Source organism: Halomonas cupida (genome assembly GCF_900142755.1).
Taxonomy (GTDB): Bacteria; Pseudomonadota; Gammaproteobacteria; order Pseudomonadales; family Halomonadaceae; genus Halomonas; species Halomonas cupida.
Genome location: NZ_FRCA01000028.1, coordinates 1 through 1567, shown reverse-complemented (window position 1 = coordinate 1567; position 1567 = coordinate 1). Strand labels below are relative to the sequence as shown.

At 55.4% G+C, this 1567-nt stretch carries 1 rRNA gene; it reads left to right on the top strand.

The features are described 5' to 3' along the window. Positions 1–1446: ribosomal RNA gene (locus BUE38_RS22055) — 16S ribosomal RNA — on the top strand; the annotation flags it as partial. Between the last annotated feature and the right edge of the window lie 121 nt (positions 1447–1567).

Sequence of the window (1567 nt, the reverse complement as noted above, 5' to 3'; positions counted from 1 at the left end):
GTCGAGCGGCGGACGGGTGAGTAATGCATGGGAATCTGCCCGATAGTGGGGGATAACCTGGGGAAACCCAGGCTAATACCGCATACGTCCTACGGGAGAAAGCAGGGGATCTTCGGACCTTGCGCTATCGGATGAGCCCATGTCGGATTAGCTTGTTGGTGGGGTAATGGCCTACCAAGGCGACGATCCGTAGCTGGTCTGAGAGGATGATCAGCCACATCGGGACTGAGACACGGCCCGAACTCCTACGGGAGGCAGCAGTGGGGAATATTGGACAATGGGCGAAAGCCTGATCCAGCCATGCCGCGTGTGTGAAGAAGGCCTTCGGGTTGTAAAGCACTTTCAGTGAGGAAGAACGCCTCTGGCCCAATACGTCAGAGGGAAGACATCACTCACAGAAGAAGCACCGGCTAACTCCGTGCCAGCAGCCGCGGTAATACGGAGGGTGCGAGCGTTAATCGGAATTACTGGGCGTAAAGCGCGCGTAGGTGGCTTGATAAGCCGGTTGTGAAAGCCCCGGGCTCAACCTGGGAATGGCATCCGGAACTGTCAGGCTAGAGTGCAGGAGAGGAAGGTAGAATTCCCGGTGTAGCGGTGAAATGCGTAGAGATCGGGAGGAATACCAGTGGCGAAGGCGGCCTTCTGGACTGACACTGACACTGAGGTGCGAAAGCGTGGGTAGCAAACAGGATTAGATACCCTGGTAGTCCACGCCGTAAACGATGTCGACTAGCCGTTGGGCTCCTTGAGAGCTTTGTGGCGCAGTTAACGCGATAAGTCGACCGCCTGGGGAGTACGGCCGCAAGGTTAAAACTCAAATGAATTGACGGGGGCCCGCACAAGCGGTGGAGCATGTGGTTTAATTCGATGCAACGCGAAGAACCTTACCTACCCTTGACATCGAGAGAACTTTCCAGAGATGGATTGGTGCCTTCGGGAACTCTCAGACAGGTGCTGCATGGCTGTCGTCAGCTCGTGTTGTGAAATGTTGGGTTAAGTCCCGTAACGAGCGCAACCCTTGTCCCTATTTGCCAGCGATTCGGTCGGGAACTCTAGGGAGACTGCCGGTGACAAACCGGAGGAAGGTGGGGACGACGTCAAGTCATCATGGCCCTTACGGGTAGGGCTACACACGTGCTACAATGGCCGGTACAAAGGGTTGCGAATCCGCGAGGTGGAGCCAATCCCGAAAAGCCGGTCTCAGTCCGGATCGGAGTCTGCAACTCGACTCCGTGAAGTCGGAATCGCTAGTAATCGTGAATCAGAATGTCACGGTGAATACGTTCCCGGGCCTTGTACACACCGCCCGTCACACCATGGGAGTGGACTGCACCAGAAGTGGTTAGCTTAACCTTCGGGAGAGCGATCACCACGGTGTGGTTCATGACTGGGGTGAAGTCGTAACAAGGTAGCCGTAGGGGAACCTGCGGCTGGATCACCTCCTTAATCGACAAGTCACTGACTGTCGGTAAGTGCTCACAATGAATTACCTGATCAAGATAGAGCAATGACTGTATGGGTATAGACCCAGCGACCAATGGGTCTGTAGCTCAGTTGGTTAGAGCGC